14 protein-coding genes are annotated in these 17,112 nt (G+C 64.8%); 1 reads left to right on the top strand and 13 read right to left on the bottom strand.

Annotated elements, in window-relative coordinates:
* Positions 1-40: 40 nt before the first annotated feature.
* Genes ACE3T2_RS12840 through alr form a run of 3 tightly spaced genes read right to left on the bottom strand, consistent with a single transcriptional unit; the run spans position 41 to position 2,809 of the window.
* Positions 41-388 carry a RidA family protein gene (locus tag ACE3T2_RS12840; protein ID WP_374657925.1) on the bottom strand — a complete coding sequence of 116 codons (348 nt, stop codon included), beginning with the start codon at positions 386-388 and terminating at the stop codon, positions 41-43.
* Between the two features lie 28 nt (positions 389-416).
* Positions 417-1,673 carry a D-amino acid dehydrogenase gene (locus tag ACE3T2_RS12835; RefSeq protein ID WP_374657923.1) on the bottom strand — a complete coding sequence of 419 codons (1,257 nt, stop codon included), beginning with the start codon at positions 1,671-1,673 and terminating at the stop codon, positions 417-419.
* Positions 1,670-2,809, bottom strand: a complete 1,140-nt coding sequence (gene alr, locus ACE3T2_RS12830) for an alanine racemase (RefSeq protein WP_374657921.1) — start codon at positions 2,807-2,809, stop codon at positions 1,670-1,672. Before alr ends, ACE3T2_RS12835 begins: the two co-directional genes overlap by 4 nt.
* A 126-nt stretch (positions 2,810-2,935) precedes the next feature.
* On the opposite strand from alr, the gene ACE3T2_RS12825 reads away from it, so the two are divergent.
* Positions 2,936-3,409 (top strand): Lrp/AsnC family transcriptional regulator, encoded by a 474-nt coding sequence (locus ACE3T2_RS12825; RefSeq protein WP_374657919.1) that lies wholly within the window; start codon positions 2,936-2,938, stop codon positions 3,407-3,409.
* On the opposite strand, the gene ACE3T2_RS12820 is transcribed toward ACE3T2_RS12825, so the two are convergent.
* The 10 genes from ACE3T2_RS12820 to ACE3T2_RS12775 form a co-directional block, all read right to left on the bottom strand.
* Positions 3,406-3,768 carry a hypothetical protein gene (locus ACE3T2_RS12820; RefSeq protein WP_374657917.1) on the bottom strand — a complete coding sequence of 121 codons (363 nt, stop codon included), beginning with the start codon at positions 3,766-3,768 and terminating at the stop codon, positions 3,406-3,408. The two genes, ACE3T2_RS12825 and ACE3T2_RS12820, sit on opposite strands and share 4 nt — an antisense overlap.
* 3 nt (positions 3,769-3,771) lie before the next feature.
* Positions 3,772-4,845 (bottom strand): glycosyltransferase family 2 protein, encoded by a 1,074-nt coding sequence (locus tag ACE3T2_RS12815; RefSeq protein ID WP_374657915.1) that lies wholly within the window; start codon positions 4,843-4,845, stop codon positions 3,772-3,774.
* Positions 4,845-5,447, bottom strand: a complete 603-nt coding sequence (locus ACE3T2_RS12810; protein WP_374657913.1) for a hypothetical protein — start codon at positions 5,445-5,447, stop codon at positions 4,845-4,847. The genes ACE3T2_RS12815 and ACE3T2_RS12810 overlap by 1 nt, the downstream gene beginning before the upstream one ends.
* Positions 5,444-7,042, bottom strand: a complete 1,599-nt coding sequence (locus ACE3T2_RS12805) for a hypothetical protein (RefSeq protein WP_374657911.1) — start codon at positions 7,040-7,042, stop codon at positions 5,444-5,446. Before ACE3T2_RS12805 ends, ACE3T2_RS12810 begins: the two co-directional genes overlap by 4 nt.
* Positions 7,043-7,226: 184 nt before the next feature.
* Positions 7,227-7,811 carry a 2'-5' RNA ligase family protein gene (locus tag ACE3T2_RS12800; protein ID WP_374657909.1) on the bottom strand — a complete coding sequence of 195 codons (585 nt, stop codon included), beginning with the start codon at positions 7,809-7,811 and terminating at the stop codon, positions 7,227-7,229.
* Positions 7,812-7,928: 117 nt separating this feature from the next.
* Positions 7,929-10,220 (bottom strand): TonB-dependent receptor, encoded by a 2,292-nt coding sequence (locus tag ACE3T2_RS12795; protein WP_374657907.1) that lies wholly within the window; start codon positions 10,218-10,220, stop codon positions 7,929-7,931.
* 155 nt (positions 10,221-10,375) lie between these two features.
* A complete protein-coding gene (locus tag ACE3T2_RS12790; RefSeq protein ID WP_374657905.1) occupies positions 10,376-11,917 on the bottom strand; it encodes a M20/M25/M40 family metallo-hydrolase in 1,542 nt (513 codons plus the stop codon).
* A gap of 457 nt (positions 11,918-12,374) precedes the next feature.
* Positions 12,375-15,227: a UvrD-helicase domain-containing protein gene (locus tag ACE3T2_RS12785; protein WP_245337338.1), complete on the bottom strand. Its 2,853-nt coding sequence runs from the start codon at positions 15,225-15,227 to the stop codon at positions 12,375-12,377.
* A 60-nt stretch (positions 15,228-15,287) separates the two neighbouring features.
* Entirely contained in the window at positions 15,288-16,304 is a 1,017-nt protein-coding gene (locus ACE3T2_RS12780; RefSeq protein ID WP_374657902.1) for a nucleotidyl transferase AbiEii/AbiGii toxin family protein, read from the bottom strand.
* The gene (locus ACE3T2_RS12775) at positions 16,297-16,890 is read right to left on the bottom strand and encodes a DUF6088 family protein (RefSeq protein ID WP_064332271.1); all 594 of its coding nucleotides are present in this window, start codon (positions 16,888-16,890) and stop codon (positions 16,297-16,299) included. Before ACE3T2_RS12775 ends, ACE3T2_RS12780 begins: the two co-directional genes overlap by 8 nt.
* Between the last annotated feature and the right edge of the window lie 222 nt (positions 16,891-17,112).

Raw genomic sequence — 17,112 nt, 5'->3', positions numbered from 1 at the left:
GGCTTAGCGCGGGACGCGGCGTTTTCCGAGCGGGCTTCGATCAGTCGCGCGCGGCGACGACGATGATCTCGACCTTGTAGTCCGGCGTGGCCAGCTTGGCCTCGCCGGTGGCGCGCGCCGGGGCGTCCTTGCCGCCGACCCAGACATCCCATACGGCGTTCATCTCACCGAAGTCGGCCATGTCGGCCAGCCAGATGGTGGCGCTGAGGATCTTCGACTTGTCGCTGCCTGCGGCGGCCAGCAGGCGCTCGATCGAGGCCAGCACCGCCTTGGTCTGTTCGGTCACGCTCTTGCCGGGGGCGCCGACCTGGCCGGCCAGGTAGACGGTATTTCCGTGAATCACCGCCTGGCTCATGCGCGGGCCGGATTCGATGCGTTCGATCGCCATGGGGCGGTTCCTTCTTCGGGTTTGGAGGTCAGCGGGCGTACCGGCCGATCGCCAGGTCGCCGTGGTCTATGGCCGGGGGTTTGCCGCCGATCACGTCGGCGATCAACTGCCCCGAGCCGCAGGCCATGGTCCAGCCCAGCGTGCCGTGGCCGGTATTGGTGTAGAGGTTGCGCGCCGGCGTAGCGCCGACGATCGGCGTACCGTCCGGCGTCATCGGACGCAGGCCCGACCAGAAGCTTCCCTGCGCCAGTTCGCCGGCGTCCGGAAACAGGCTCTGCAGCGAATATTCCAGGGTGCGCCGCCGTCGCGGTTCCAGTCGGTTGTTGTAACCGGAGATCTCGGCCATGCCGCCCACCCGGATGCGGTCGCCAAGGCGGGTGATCGCCACCTTGTAGCTTTCATCCAGCAGGGTGGAGACCGGCGCACGGTCGGCCTGTGCGATCGGCACAGTGATCGAATAGCCCTTTACCGGATAGACCGGCGCGCGAAGCCCCAGCGGGGCCAGCAGGCCCGGTGAATAGCTGCCCAGCGCAACCAGATAGGCGTCGCCCGTCACCTCGCCGGCCGAGGTGCGCACCGCCGCCACCGCTCCGCTCTCGGCGCGCAGGCCCTGGATGGAGACGCCAAAGCGGAAGTCCACGCCCAGGCCCTTGGCCATGTCCGCCAAGGCGCCGCTGAACTTGAAGCAGTCGCCGGTCTCGTCGTTGGGCAGGCGCAGCCCACCCACGAACGGCTCGTTGGCGAGAGCCAGGCCCGGTTCGACGCGCACGCAGCCGGCATGGTCCAGCACCTCGTAGGGCACGCCATAGCTCTTCAGCACCTCGACGTCCTTGCCAACGGCGTCCAGGTCCGATTGCTTGCGGAACAGCTGCAGCGTCCCACGCGAACGCTCGTCATAGGCGATGCCCGTATCGCGCCGCAGCTCGATCAGCAGGTCGCGACTGTATTCCGCCAGCCGCACCATGCGGCTCTTGTTCAGGGCGTAGCGCCCCTGCGTGCAGTTGCGCAGGGTCGCGGCCAGCCAGCCCAGCGTCGCCAGGTCGAACTGGGGCTTCAGGATCAGCGGCGCATGCTCCATCGTCAGCCAGCGCAGGGCCTTGGCCGGAATCCCCGGCCCGGCCCAAGGCGAAGCGTAACCCGGCGATATCTCACCGGCGTTGGCGAAGCTTGTCTCCAGCGCCGGTCCGGGCTGGCGTTCAAGGACCGTCACCTCGTGGCCCGCGCGGGCGAGATAGTAGGCGCTGGCGACGCCGATTACGCCTCCGCCCAGAACGACGACCTTCATTGGCCCTTCTCCTCGGAAGCGGTCTGCGAGCGGTAGATGCGCGCGAAGCGCCGCCCCAGGCTCGTCAGGATTTCGTAGGTGACTGTCCCGGCCAGATCGGCGACCGCCTGCAGCGTCTGCTCGGGACCGATCAGTTCAACGAAGTCGCCCTCGGCGATTGCGCCGAGCGGCAGGGCCGAGATGTCGATCCCCATGCTGTCCATCGAGACGCGCCCGATGATCGGCAGGCGTTGACCTCGCCAGAACGCAGCCGCCCTGTCCCCCAGCCTCCGGGGCCAGCCGTCGGCGTAGCCCAGCCCGATGGTGGCGATCCGCCGCTGGTCGGGCGCGATATAGGTAAGGCCGTAGCCCACGCCGGCGCCGGCCGGGATCGTGCGCACCTGGGCCACCCGCGCCTCCAGCGTGACGACCGGCTTCAGCCCACTGGCTCCGCCGTCGATCGGCTCGCCGCCATAGAGCGCGATCCCCGGCCGCACTAGGTCGCAGTGGAAGGCCGCTTCCGCCAGGCTGCCGCCCGAGTTGGCGAGCGAGCGCGGCGCGTCCGGGGCCAGGCGCTCGGCCAACTCGGCGAAGCGGCGCCGCTGCGCTTCATTCGCCGCGTCGGCGGGATTATCGGCGCAGGCCAGGTGGCTCATCACCAGGACCACCTCGACCGCGTCTGAGAACGCCGGGTCGGCGGCGAGTTGTTCGACATCGCCGGCCTCGAGCCCCAGCCGCGACATGCCGCTGTCCACCTGGACCGCGGCCGGGCACCGTCGTCCGCTTCGGCGCGCCTGGTCCGCCCAGCGGCGGGCCTGATCCAGGGTGTTGATCACCGGGCGCACGCCCGCGGCCGCGCAGGCGTGCTCGGCGCCGGGAGCGAGGCCGTTCAGCACGTAAATGCGGGCGTCGGCGGGCAGCAGCGGCTTTAGCTCGAGCGCCTCGCTGAGGAGCGCTACGAAGAAATCGCGGCAGCCGGCCCTCGCCAACGCCGGAGCGACGACCGCCGCGCCCAGTCCGTAGGCGTCGGCCTTGACGACGGCGGCGGCGCGGGCTGGCGCCACGCGTTCGACGATCATGGCGTAATTGGCGAGGATGGCGTCGAGGTCGACGATGAGGCGCGCGCTTGCGAAAGCGTCCAACGCGTCGTGCTGCATGGCTTCCTCCGCATCCTGCCGCGAAACCGATGCTACTCGAAGATAATTCGAATTATTTGCCCATCTTTCGCATATATCTGCGAACGTGAGGCATTGACGACAACATCGATCAAATCGGCGCAATACATGACCGCACCCCTCGACAGTGTCGACCGCAGCCTGATCCGGTTGCTTCGCTTGAACGGCCGCCGGCCCAACAGCGAGTTGGCGCAAGAGGTCGGCCTGTCCGCCTCGGCCTGCCTGCGCCGCATTCGGATGCTGGAGGAGCGCGGCGTCATCCGCGGCTACACGGCCATTGTCGCCGCGCCCGACGAGGACGACCGCATCATCGCCATCGTCCGCCTGACACTGGAGAAGCAGACCGAGGAATACCTGCGCCGCTTCGAGGCGGCCGTCCGGGAGCATCCCGAGATCGAGGAGTGTTTCCTGATGACGGGTGACGCCGACTACATCCTCCGTGTCTCAGGCGCCAGCGCGGCCGCCTATGAGGCGGTTCACACCGACATTCTCTCGCGGTTGCCGGGCGTCGCGCGGATCCATTCCAGCTTCGCCATGCGCAACGTGCTTCAGCAGCGTCCGGCCAGGCGGGGCAAGGCCTAGGCGCGCACCTGGCTCAGCACGACCAGGAACCCGATCAGGATCAGGGCGTAGCCCGCACCCATCGTCGCCGAGAACGGCTCCTTGAAGAGCGCCCAGGCCGCGATCGGCACCAACGCCGAGCCGACCAACGAAAACGCGTAGGCCTGGGACAGCGGCACCCGCGTCAGGACATAGAACCAGAACAGCGCCGTCGCCGCGTACCAGGCGAAAGCGCCGATCAGCGGCCAGTTCTGGATCGCGCGCGCCAGAAAGGAGCCCTCGAGCCGCGCATTGTAGATCGTCGCCCACTTGAACATCACCTGGCCCATGGGCAGGGCTAGGGCGAAGACCGAGCACAGCAGCGTGTCGCGAAGGGACATGCCCTATTCTCCGCCAATGCGCTCCAGGGTGCGCAGATAGGGGTGAATAGGACGAGTCGGAACGTTCATGGCGTCGAAGTTGATCGACTGTAGCAGCAATTGCACGCCGACGATCACCGGCAACGCCGCGGCCATGACGATCCCGGCTGACGCGACCTGCCCCGGCTCGCGTACGGCCAGCCAGTGCAGCCCATAGGCTCCGCCGAAAGCCACCAGCGCCGCGCCGAACAGCATCTCCAGCGTCGCCACATTGAAGTCGCGGACGAAATACTGCCCGAAGACGCGCCGGACGAAGTTGCGCAGATGGCGGAATGCGAAGGACCCGGCCACCGCACCGATCTTCAGGTTCGACACCTCGTCGGCATAGCGCGCCGGGATCGGCACATCTCGCACCACGGCCCGCAGCGTGCCCAGGTGATAGAGCAGGTCCGTCTCGAAGAAGAAGCGGCGCGCCACCGGCTTCTTGGCCACCAGCCTGGCGACGCTCGACTCCATGGCCGTGAAGCCGTTGGTCGGATCGAAGATGTTCCAGTAGCCGGTCGACGCCTTGGCCGCGAACGACAGCACAGCGTTGCCGAACACCCGGATTCCAGGCATGCCGCTCAGGTGTCCGGCCGACGAGAAGCGGTTGCCCTTGGTGTAGTCGGCCTCGCCCAGGAGAATGGGGACGACCAGTTGGGAGAGATAGGCCAAGTCCATCTGGTCGTCGCCATCGACCTTGACCAGGATCCGCGCGCCGCGACGCGCGGCCTCGGCGTATCCGGCCATGACCGCCCCGCCGACGCCCTGGTTCTCGGGCAGCCTCACCACCACCACCCGCGGGTCGCTGATCTCGGCCTCGATGTAGTCGGCCGAGCCCTGCGGGCATGCATCATCGACGCAAACGATCCCCTCGACCCACGCCGGCGTCCGGGCGATCACCCGCCCAATGTGCTCGCGCACCTTGTAGCAGGGCGCGATGATCCAGACCCGGGCGTCCAGCAGCAGGTGATCAAGGTCGTCGCCCGCTCGGACGCCCAGCGAAAGCACGCTCCTTGCGCGCCGGTCGAGCAGGTTTGTGGGGTCGGCGCCGCCCATCAGAACGGCGCCTGCGCGAGTGCGATCTGGTGAATGACCGTCTCGCCGCCGTCGCCCTCCAGGTCGATACGCAGCCTCTTGATGCGCGAGGCGGTCCAATCCCCGCCGCCCGCTGGCGACGAACCCATGAGATAGACCAGCACCGTCGCCCCCCCGACCGCCGGGGCTTGGGGCAGGCGGTGGGCGAATTTCTCGCTCTCCCCGTGCCAGCGGGTCTGATGGAACACCGTGCCGTCCCAGCTCGCGGTGGCCTGGCGCCGGGTCAGCCGCACCAGCAGCAGCGCGCTCTCACGTCCGTCGATCTCCAGATCGTCGGGACTGCGCAGGCCTGGATCCGGGCCGTTGATCAGGACCAGCCCCTGCCCCCGCGCAGGTGTCATCTGGGCGTTGAGCGGCGTGAACCCTTCGGCGTCGCCCACCCTTTCGAAGTCCCAGACCCGGACAATGGGTGCAGGCCGGCCGTCGAACAGGAAACGCCGCCCAGGTTCGTCCCACGTCACCGCCTTCGCCCAATCGCGCGCCGGCTCGGGCAGGTTCGGCTTGTCGCACCCCGCCAGCGTCAGAACGCCGACCGCAACGGCCAGGACCTTCACGCCGCTCATTGGCCCGCTCCGCCCTGCGGTACGTAGACGGCCAGCGTTTCGCCCGAGAACGCCTTGCTCCATCCCGGTCCTGGCGCGTGGGCGCCGAAAGCGACAAGGCTGGTCGCGTGCCCGATCAGCTTAGGTTCGACCACACCGGGTCCGACGACCTCGACACGCGGACGACCGCGAAGCCGTAGGAACGCCACATGCCCGTCGTTCAGGCTGTCGACGACGACAAGCACCTCGCCATGTCGATCATCCGTCAGCGAGCGCGCCATGTGGAGTTCATGTTCGATCCGGGCGTTGCGTGCTGCGATCTCACCGACCCACCGATCGTCGGCGCGTGTCGACAACAATCCCAGGACGACGAAATACGCCGTCCAGGCTCGGGCGGTCGAAAACCTGGTCGCAGTCACCACCGAAACCGCCAGGGTCGCCAGAATCGCGAGCGGCGGCAGCGCGTCGACGGCGAAGGCGTTCATCGCCGTTCCGTCCCACGGATAGAGTTTCACCCCGCCCAGGCTCATGACCAGCATCAGCGCGCCGAGCCCCCCGGCGACGATCACCGCAGCGACCCTGCGCGCCGAACTCGCCCATTGCTCCATCGGACGTGCGCTCAACAGCCAGAGCATCGGCACAAAGAACTCGAAGTAGCGCCCCCAGATGCGCCTGGTCTCTCCGGGCGAGACCGAAACCTTGAACGCGAACACCGTCACCATGGCGACCGAGGCCGCCAGGGCGAGAACCACAAAGAGCACCGCTATGTCCCCGGCGGTGGGGTTACGCGCGCGCAGCCGTCCGTCCCGCAAGACGCTGGCGGCCCAGGCCGTCAAAGGCGCCGCGACGAACATCGCGCAAAGCGCGCTCATGCCGGCCGCGGCGAGCGCAGCCATCGGCAGGGCGGCGGGACCGAGCGCACGGCTCATCTGAGCCGCGTAGAAAGACGAGCCCGTGAAGAAGAGCGCCGCGCGCTCAGGCGGCTCGCCGGCCGCCAACTGGATCGCGCCGCCGACCAGAAGAAAGGCCCCGAGGAACATCGCCAGTCGCACTGCGACGCGCCAAGGCTGCTCGCCTCGCCACGTGCCTATCCCCACCGAAAGCGCCAGGAAGGCGAGCGCGGCGGCCACGCCATGGGGCTTGATCAGCACCAGCACCGCCGACAAAGCGCCGACCGCGACAGCGCCGGTTAGAGGCCGCGTCAAATAGGTCTGATGGATCGTCACGACGATCAGGCAGAGCAGGCCCACATAGGGCCCTTCCGGCATGGCCGCGAAGATGAAACGGTAATAGGGAAACGCCGCGGCGGCCAGCAAGGCGCCCAGAGCGGCGGTCCTTCCCGCCTCACGGACCGCCAGCGGATAAAGCATCGCCAGGCCGCCGAAATAGCAGGCCGCCCCCAACAGCCGCATCCATTGGACGACGTTGAGCGATAGCAGGTCCACCAGCCGTATCAGATCGAAATAGGCCGTGTTCCCGACGGCCTGCAGCGCCCGATACCGCTCGGGATCGAGCGCGAGTGGACGCGCGTAGAGCGCACGGATGAGGTAGGCGCCCTCGTCGCCCGCATAGAGCGGCAGCTCCGCGAACAGGCGGTTCACATAAAACAGCAGCACGCCGACGCCAGCCGCGCCGACGACACAAGCCGCCGAACGGGACAGCCTCGAAAACCTCGCGCCCCACACGTCGCACACTCCAAACGCCGCCGCAGCCCGCCCTCACGCGCGAGCCGCGATCAGGATAGGTCGCACCAGCTATAGTAGCGCGCCTCTGTGGATGCACCATGTATTGTTGAAGATTTCACGCGACACGCGACGCGTTGGCGAAAGGCCAACTTCCAAGCGTGGCGTAGCGCCCTCGCCCCCGCTCGCTGTGGATCAGAACCAGCTCACGCGCGGTCCACACGACCGGCGGATCGAGCAGGGTCTCGGGCGCGGCCGTATCGTCGTACCCGAGCGTCAGATGTGGAACATAGGCCCGCCGTTTGAGCTGGAGGCCCTGCGCTGCGGCCGCATCCAACAGCCGGTCATGCAGTCCCTCCAGTCCGTTGGCGGCCCCCTCGCCACACATCAGCACCAGCGGACGCCTCCCCCGCTGCCCGAAGCTTCGCACGCGAGTCAGCGCGATCTCGAACTCCGGCCAGGACATTTGCGCTCCGATCGCCCCCATCGACGCCGCCAAGGCGTCGCGGCGTCGCGGATCGAGCCAGGTTCCCCAGAGTGAGATATGCAGGCGCTCGGCTCGATGCCGCGGGCCGGTCAAGCCGTGACGGCGACTGAAGCCGCCGCCGAGCCATTTCAGGCGTGCGGCGACTTCCGCAGGCGGCGTGATTGCAAAGAAGGCCACATCGCGCGGGGGCGGGCCGTCGAACAACTCGAGTTGCATTAGTCTCACCCTTGAAGGTGAGAACAAAACTAGAACGCGCAACTCTGCCGGGTCAACGGGCGGCAGGTTCGTGGAGTTCGGCGGTGAAAACCTGCCGAACTCCACCCGATTATGAGCCTATTGGAAGGCTTTCCGCAGGTTCACGCCGATGGTCCGCGGCGGAGCCGAAAAGACCGACATGCGGCCCGCGGAGGTCGCGCCGACACTCTTGGAGAGGATCGCCTCCTCGTTGAGCAGATTGGTCACGAAGAGGTACGCGCCCCAGCCGCCGTCATCGGACTCGATCCCCACCCGGCCGTTGACCAACTGATAGGCGTCGATCTTGCGGGCATAGACATAGCTGGTCCGCAGTTCGTTGTACGAACTGCCCACGTGGCTCACGTCGGCCCGCGCAAAGCCGCTGAGACCGTCGGCGAGCGGCCAGACATATTGGACCGCAAGCCCGCCCTGGAACTTCGGCACGTACGGGATACGGTCGCCCTTCAGGCCGGCGTTGGGGATCGTGGTCCCGGCGCCCGGTTGGTTCTCGGTCAGTTCGGCCTGCATGATCGAGAAGTTGCCGGAGATGGACAGCCCCGGGATCGGGTGCACCGCGCCCTCGGCTTCCAGGCCGCGAATGCGCGCCTTGCCGGCGTTGCCGATGTAGCTGAAGGCGCCGTTCGGGGTCAGCACCCGCACCTGCATGTCGCTCCAGTCAATCTGGAAGACGTCGGCGTTCAGGGTCGCACGCCGGTTCCAGAACGCGGTCTTCACGCCGGCTTCGTAGTTCCAGAGCTGGTCGGAGGCATAGGGCGTCAGGTTCCCCGGCAGGCCCAGCACCTGGTTCGCGCCGCCGGGCCGATAACCCTGCGAGGCCTCGGCGTAGAGCATGATGTCCGAGGTGATCTTGTACGATCCGTTGAACCGGTAGACCCAGCCCTTCTCTTCCGACTGCACATGGGTCGGCGGTGTGATGACCGCGCCGACCAGGATCGACGGAACCAGGGTCTGGCCGATGATGTCCTTGCTGTACTTGAAGTAGCGTGCGCCTGCCGTCAGGTTGAAATTCTCGGTGACGTCGAACGAGATTTCACCGAAGCCTGCGTACTGCTTCAGCGTGTCGTCGATGATCCGGCCGGTCATCACGACTTCCGGGCTCAGGATCGCGCCGGTGGTCGCGCTGGCGCCGACCTGCGGGTTCCACACCACGGTCTTACGATCGGAGAAGAAGCCGCCCAGCGTCCATTGCAGCGGCCCCTCGTAGTTCGAGGTGAAGCGCAGCTCGGCCGTGTAGGTGTCCATCTTCTGCTGCGGGTTCAGCGCAGCCGGATACTGTGTATCGACGTAGGCGTAGTACGAGGCCAGCTGAGCCGCGTCGCACGCGGGGCCGCGGTTGAACAGGGCCTGGCAGCGGGCGGGCGTCCGGAAGCCCTGGATGAACTGGGTCACATCCTGAGTGCTGGACAGCTCACGACGCATGTAAGAGGCCGAGCCGACCGCGGTGATCGGGCCAAAGTCGAGATTGGCGGTGACGCTGTAGAGATCGAGGTCATCGCTCAACGGCTGTTGGGTCCGGGCGTCGGACTTGAACTCGCCCACCGCCGGGAACCAGGTCGGAAGGTCCGTCTCGGTGCGGTTGATATAGGCGGCGAAGTCGAGGGTGAAGTTCTCGGTCGGCTGGACGCGCAGCAGCGCCCGGCCGCCGTAGGTCTCGGCCGAGTTGAAGTCGTTGAGCTTCAGATAGGTGTTGTCGATGTAGCCAGCGGTGTCGCGATAGAAGCCGACGACGCGCAGCGCCACCTTATCCTGCAGCAGCGGGATATTGACCATCCCCTGGGCTTCATAGTTCCAATCGCCCGCCCCTTCGGTCTTCGAGAGCGAGCCGTCGAGCGCGCTTTCGAACGTGTAGGTCGGCTTCTTGTAGATGGTGCGCAGAGTGCCGCCCATCGATCCGGAGCCGTAGAGCGTGCCCTGAGGGCCGCGCAGGACCTCGATGCGGTCGACGTCGAACAGACGCAGTTCCGGGGTGGAGCCGCCGGCGTTGTTGCCCGCGCCGATCGAACCGGTGACCGGGGTTTCGTCGTAATAGACGCCGACAGTCGGCTCGCCTGCGGCGTTAATGCCGCGGATCACCACGCGGCTGAACGATGGACCGCTGTTGACGAAGGTCAGGCCCGGAACCGTGGCGTTGAGGTCCGCGATCGACTGCACGCCCGAATTGGCGATCGTCTCCGAAGTCACCGCCGAGATGGCGATCGGGGTGTCCTGAAGGTTTGTCGCGCGCTTGAGCGCGGTGACGATGACTTCCTCGACGGCCGGCGCTTCGGCCGACTGCGCCATGGCCGGGCCGGCGACCGCCAGGGCCGAGGCGCCGAGCAGAGCCGTACGGAACGAACGACGAAGCGCACTGACAGAGCGATATGTTTTCATGATCTTTGGAATCCCCACCCCTTTTTTGCTCGACTAGCGGCTGAAAGCGCGCCGGTCGACAATTTTTTGCCACGACATGCGACCTCCTGCGCGTGTCGTCCCTGAAACGTGCAGACGAAGGCCGCCCCGCGACGGGGGGCGGCCCGGTTGTCCGCCTACTTCATTTCCGCCAGCGCGTAGAGAAACTGCGCCTGAGCCATGGTGGCGTCGACGTAGCCCGCCACCTTCGGGTTCGCGGAATCGATGACGATGAACTCGTCCGGCGCATGCGCGCCCGAGCCGAAGCCGACGCCGTAGTGGATCGCCGGCTTGGACACCGGCGGCTGCGTGAACAGCGAGCCCGGCCAAGAGCCGGCGCTACGCGGCGACAGCGTCACCGGAATGCCCATCTTCTTATACGCCGCCAGGGCGGCTTGAACGACGCTGGCGTCCTCGGCCGTCTCCGTGGGGTCGTAGCCGCCGGAGATGTTGACCGCCACGTCCTGGAAGCCACGCTTGTCGAGGTGGGCGCGCACCTGCTTCACCGTCTCCGCGTAGGTCTGGTTCGGGACCATGCGGATCTCGAGCTTGGCCTCCGCCTTGCTCGGCAGGACGGTCTTGCCGCCGGGTCCAGTGTAACCGCCGATCAGACCCTGGATGTTGATGGTCGGCTGGGACAGCAGGCGCTCGATGGACTGCTCGTAGGTCATGTTGTTGATCCAGGCCTTGTTGCCATAGGCCTGCTTGATCGCTTCCTCGTTGGTCTTCTTGGCGAGTTGGGCGATCAGCTCCTTCTCGCGCGGCGTCAGAGGACGGACCTTGTCCATGAAGCCGTCGAGGGTCGGGGTATTTCCATCCGGCGTGGTCAGGGTGGCCAGCGCCTGGACCAGGCGCCAGATCGGACTGTCGATGCGCCCCTTTTCAGACGAGTGGATGTCGGCCTTCGGACCGATGCCGGTCTTGGAGCCATCGACGGTGAGTTGCAGCTCCACCGGCCCCTTGGCGCCCAGGGTGAAGGAAACCTCGCCGGTGGTTCGATCCTGAGCGGGGCCCGGCACATAGATGCCTTCGCACTTCTGCAGAACCGGGAGCACCTTCGGATGGGTGGCGATCTGGCGGAAGTGCGGTGAGGCGATTTCCTCCTCGCCCTCGCAGATCAGGGCGATGTTGACCGGAGGCTTCTTGCCGACCGCCCGCATGGCGCGCAGCGCGTTCAGCAGGGTGATCTGTCCGCCCTTGGAGTTGGTGGCGCCTCGCCCGACCATCACCGTACCGAACGGCGCCTTCTCGACCAGTTTGCCTTCCAGCGGCGGGCTCGACCATTCCTTCGGGTCGTATTGCTTCACGTCGTACATGAAGTAGACGCCGATCCAGCGCTTGGCGCCGACGTCCAGGGTGGCGAACACGCCGTCGACGCCGTCGGTGGGGATGATCTCGGCGGTCTGGAAGCCGGCTTCCTTGGCGATCTTCGCCATATAGGCCGGGCCTTCGTTCACGTTCAGGCCCTCGGCCGCCACGGTCGGCAGCGCGATCCATTCCTGCAGGCGCTTGATGGCGTCGGCCTTGTCGGCCTCGACAGCCTTGCGGATCGCCGCCAGATCGGCTGCGGAGGCGCCTGCGACGCCGGGCGTCAGAAAGGATCCCGCGGCCGCAGCGGCGGCCACGCCGGTCATCAGTGTGCGGCGATCGGTGGAAAGGCGGTCGTGCTGATCGGACATTTCTTCTCCCTGCGAGCCAAGCTCTTCTCGTTGTCCCTGTGTGGCAAAGGCCAAGACGCACGCTGCGCCGAAGGCCTCACCGCCACGCAGTCAGAAGAAGAACCCGACTCGCCGGGAGGCGAAATCTAGTATCGAGTACGCCCTACTCCCACTCGATTATTGATTGGCCGCATAACACCTTGAAATATCGTCATTAAAAATATTTTTCGCGGCGATATACCGTCAGCCGCCCCGGCAAAACCGCTGGCTTTTGAAATTATTGGATTTTTCCGGGATACCCCGAAAAACCGTACTTTCGGGATCTATCGTCAAGCGAGGAACGCAGGAAACAATCCGACTCGATCCGTGCATTCCGCCGATTTCACGACGTAGTCCTATCATCAAAGCCGTCGATTGTCACTGGACCGTCGCGCGTAGGTCGGAAGTGAGAACGTGGCTACGATCAAAGCAAGCAGCGTTAGAAGGCTCTTGCCCGATTTACCGTCTCGACAAAACCGGCCTCGCCCGCTTGTTGTCGATGAGGTGCCGCCGGAGGTGACTGCTGAGTGTGACGGCACTCAGGAAATTGATTGCAGCCGTAAAAGGTGGTGTCGTTGCGACCTTTGCGCTCAACCAGTTCCCCGACCAGGCAACTGGGACACTGGTCGAGTTCCTTCCCCTCGATGGTTTCAAACCGGACCTCATTGCCGGCGATTTCGCAAAGCTCGCGAATGTAGCGTGAGGGCTTGCGCCTATTGCAGAGGATGAACGTCCCTCTGCTGGCGCGGGTAAGCGCGACATAGAAGAGTCGGCGCTCCTCCGCGTAGGCGAACGTCTCCGGGCGCGGGATAACGAGATTGAGCAGCTCGTCATCTTCGATGCGGCTGGGAACGCCATAGTCGCCCTCGCTGACATCAAGCAGGATCGTGTAATCTGCCTCAAGGCCCTTGGAGCGATGAAACGACATGCCGGCAACCTCGATCGCCGAAAATTCGGGGGGCTGACCGTGAAATGGATCCAACAGGTTGTAACGCCACAAGACCAGTACCTTCAGCTTTTGCCCGGTCTCACGCCGCCACTGGCTCGAAATGCCATCAAGAAAGGTGTTCAGGCGATCGAGCAGTTGGAAGCAGGCTTTCGGGAAGCTTGGCTTTCGCCACTCCACGCTGACCGGAATGACCCGGATTGATCGCGGTATGGCGGCGCGCGTCGACCGCACTGTCTTCCTGATCTGGTCTGGATTGCGCTGAACGAAGCCCGCAGCAGTGTCGGCGAGCAGCTGGTTGCAGCGGTAGGTCTGTTCGAGCCGACCTTGCCAGCAGGCGCCAAAGTTCGCCTCGAACTGGGTGAAGATCGTAATGTCCGACCCGGCGAAGCGGTAGATCGACTGCCAATCGTCTCCGACAGCAAAAACCTTGGTGAAGGGCTTCTGGTGTTTGAGCGCCTTGATCAGATTGGCCCTCGGGTCCGAAATATCCTGAAACTCATCCACCAGGACCAGTGAATACGGGCTCTGATAGCGACCCGTCTCGACCAAGCGCACTGCGTCGCCGATCATCGAATCGAAGTCGATACGCTTCGCCTCGTCGAGCTTGCGGGAATAGGTTTCTGTGATCAGCCAGACAGCACGCGCGAAATGCTGCGCGCGGGGTTTGTCATGCAGGGACTTGGCCCGCTCGAGCAGCATCTCCAGCGTAAGCTGGCTAGCCCGGATATGCTTGATGCACACGCCGATCAGCTTCTGGTAGTGCGTGATCACCACCGGCTCGACCGCCTTGAGAATCTCGTCGACACTTTTCTCGGTCAGCGGAATTTCGCGTTTGGTCAGCTGTGCCTCGAGATGCGGCAACAGCGTCCCATCGCGCGCCTGTGCTGAGGTCGTCTCGAAGAAATCCAACTCTTCGCGCTTGTATCCGGCGCGTTTACCCTTGGTGTGCTCGGCGTAGTTCACAAAAGGCGACGAACCATCCGCGTTAATCGCGAAATGCTCATGGAACGTGTCGGTCAGCGGGTAATGGAAGTCAGGTTGAACAAAGCGCTCGCTCCCATCCTCCTCTTTGAATGAGATCTGCTTTTCATACTCAAACTCGACAGAGTGGACCCACAACCAGTTCGCGATCCGTTGCTCCTGAAGGGATTTCACATACACGTCTGCAAGTGTGCCGATGGTGCTACCGCCCTTGTCGTTGCGATCGGCGATGTAGCGATTGTAGTCCGCCTCCGAGTCAAAGACCTCCGCCGGAATGTCGGCCTTGGGCAAAATGGAGAGAAGGTCGATCCACAGGCGGCGAAACTCTTCATCAACCTCCATCAGCTCGCGTATGATCTTGTCAATCACACGGGCTTCGCCGGCGGGATGCTCGACCCAGTTGGCCAGTTGCGGTGGACGGCCTTCCGTCTCTTCGATGATCCCTCGGCCGAGCGCGTGAAATGTCGTCACCCGGCATTCCAACGCCTCCTCATCTACGTTCAGTTGCCTGGCGATCCGTTCCTTCAGCTCATCAGCTGCGCTCTTGTTGAACGCCAGAACAAGAATTTCGCTCGGATGGTAGAGTTCCTTTTCGAGGACATAGGCGACTTTCCCGACCATGGTTGCGGACTTGCCTGAGCCGGCCGATGCGACGAGCAGGTTGTTGTCTTCCAGACGGATGCAGGCCTCCCGCTGCTCCTGGGAAAGCGAAAATCCGCCAAGGTCGGCGAAGAACTTCTCGAACTTCTGCATCTCGTGAACAACGAAACTTTCGTTGTAGCGACTACGGACACCCGGGTCGGTGAGCATGGCAAAAGAGGTTGGCAGATAGCCTCTTAGGGTGCCGGGGATCAGAGCTGCATCAAACAACGGGTGCGCCAATGCCAGTGACGCACTTCCCGGGACGCTCGCGATCGCCCGGCTAACGTCCGCATGAGCAAGATATTGCCTGTTGCTGTCGGTGATCGCACGAATCTTGCTGTCGACCTCGCGCAGGCGTTCCTTGTCGGAGTCGATAAGGTCCGCGAGGTGCAGATTCACGAAAACTAGCAAGTCGTCGCGTAAAGTCTGTGCCGCCTTGGCCGTCAGGCCGGACAGAGCATCGATACGGCCCTTCGACCGGATCTCGACCGTGTGCCAAAGGAGAGCCTTGGTTGACGAAATAGACGAGATCTCAAGACACTGGATTTCGTCTTCGTGTGTTGATTTCAGGCTAATCCGGTCCTGAGAAGATGAGCTGAGAACCAGTTTCCATTTCTCTGACAGGAAAAGACGCGCCCAAAGGCCGGGCCGGTATGTGCGGGATCGACCAAATATTGGCGGTTTCATCGAGCCGCCCGGCCTGTGGCTGCGGCGTCCCACAGAAATCGGGGGTTTTCCTCCCCTTCGACGTCGCTCATCTACCCCCGATCCCCCAGTTTCTTATTTGGCCGTGCTGTTCGCGCGCGCGGCTATATCGGCGCACCGCGCCATGAGCGCCTCGAACGGCTCCGCGTCGTCGAAGAGCAACCCATCCTCGACCATGCGGGCATAGTCATCCTCCAGCGCCTTTGCGCCATCGCCCGCCGGAACGAGTTGCAAGCCACCATTGACGGCTGCCCCGTAATCGATCGGCGAGCGATCAGCGGCTTTCTCCGCAAAGAACATCGACTTATGGCGAGCGACCGCGTTCGCCAATTCGCGATCCGCGAAGGCAGCATCCGCAAGACCGGCTTCATCGAGCCGGGCGACATCGTGCCAGTGCCGGGCGAAGCGGTCCCCACGCAGCCGGTCCTGGTGGCAGAAGACATGGATGGCGGTCGCCTTCTCCCAGAACGTCCGCTCGGCGTGCATGACGCGCGGACGCGCTGTCGGGAATATCAGGCCGTCGATCAGGCCGGAGGCATCGCAGACAACATCGCGAAGACTGGCCGGCTCGCCCGTCGACCGCGCGCCGAACTCCAGCATGACACTGGGGGCGACATAGCCCGATCCGGTTGCGGTCGGTTCGTAGTCGATAAAGAGCCGATCACCTTCGACGCGGATCGCCGCAGCCAGACCTTCCGTTGCCAAGGCGTCGGCGATCACCGGCTGCACGACAGCGCCAACCCATTCTGGTAGCCGGCGACGAACCTCGCTGGACCAGCGCTTTTCCTCGCTTCGCGTTTTCGGCAGGCCCTCGCCATTGTCCCCGACCAGGTCGGGCGCGATGGCCCGAATGTCGTAGGTCAGATCCACATCCTCCGAAAACCGATGGATGACCTGATAGGCTTTCGACAGCGATGTGCCGCCCTTGAACACCAGATGCTCACCAAGCGGCGCCGCGTAGAGCGTGCTCAACGCCCACACCACCCAGACATCCTTTTCGAGCAGATGCGCGGGCCGCCCCGAACGATCCGCCGCGACGCCCAGGGCGTCGCGGCGCTCCAGTGCCGAGAGGAGGAGGAAGGTTTCAGCCATAGGCTGCCTTCCCGACGCTCTGCGCCAACCATGTCGGAAGCTGCGGCGCGGCCGCCACCAATTCGCCAAAGGCGCTGGGTGGCAGCTTTCGCTTCAATGTCCTGAGCGCGGTTTCGGCTTTCTCCGGGCCGAGCCAGGCTAAGGCCCGGACGGCCTCTCCCGCCGGCCGGTTGGCCAGAGCCAGTTGCCAGCGCGGGGCATGGCGCAATTCCACGACCTGCTTGCCGAGATTCATCTTCCGGCTGCGCCCGGAAGTCAGATAGACCGAGCGAACCGGCACCTGTGTCGTCAGGCCAAGGGCGTTTGCGGCCGCCGCACCGTTCGAGACGATGGTCTCGCCACGCTGGCTGGCAAGGGCCTCCACAGCCTGTTCAACCGACGGCGCGCGCGTCCCGAACCGACTGGCGACGGGGCGGAGATAGACACCGCGCCCAGCCCGGATGAGTTGTTCGCGCTCGGCCAGACGCGACAAGGCCTGGTCCACCGCGGCGCGATTACCGAGATGGAGCAGCCCCTTAGCGGACACAGAAGCGCCCTCGGGCAAACCCGTCATATGCGACAGAATCTGTTCGGTCAGCCGTGTCATCGTCTTTCTCCTGTCAGGAATATACGCAGTTTTCTGACAGTTTTCAAGGAAACACATCCGGGACGGAAAGCTGGGACAAGGGGGAAAGCCTTCCCCTGCGGTCGAGCCAAAGGGTCTCGCCCGACCCCTTCTCTCATGTCCATTTGTCAAGCGATGAGGCAGCCGTAAGCGCCCGGCCGGAGGGCCAGGCGCTTTTCGTTGGAGTCCATACGCAGGGTCGGA

It is taken from the genome of Phenylobacterium sp. (assembly GCF_041919955.1).
GTDB lineage: Bacteria > Pseudomonadota > Alphaproteobacteria > Caulobacterales > Caulobacteraceae > Phenylobacterium.
Note: the sequence above shows the minus strand (reverse complement) of the source record. Positions and strands in the feature narration are given on the sequence as shown.